Below are 303 nucleotides of genomic sequence, written 5' to 3' on the forward strand. Positions count from 1 at the left end.
AGAAGATTCTTCATCCAGGGTGGATGTAGTGACAAAGCTCCTGAGTGGGAAGTAGAGCAAGTAATCCACGTTGAGCCGGCCTGTGAAGTAAGATTGAGCATGTTTGACTTGCCGTCGGATATAGGTACGAAGACAGAAGCCCTGTGTGTACCGAGTGAGGAAATGGTATACGACGTACCGGCAAGTTTGGCGGGTAGTGCGACCTTGTTGCCGCACCTGGAAGGATCGTTGTGTAATGCTGTGGCGATAGGACATTCGGATAAAGTGAGTCGGATATTGGATGCGAGTGGCATGTATAAGGTA

Annotated in this window: 1 protein-coding gene; it reads left to right on the forward strand. The window is 49.5% G+C overall.

Annotated elements, in window-relative coordinates; all coding sequences use genetic code 11:
- On the forward strand, positions 1–303 hold a 303-nt coding region (locus tag LVD47_RS24440), incomplete at both ends, for a hypothetical protein (RefSeq protein WP_236981164.1).

This window comes from Membranihabitans maritimus (assembly GCF_021729145.1).
GTDB lineage: Bacteria > Bacteroidota > Bacteroidia > Chitinophagales > Saprospiraceae > Membranihabitans > Membranihabitans maritimus.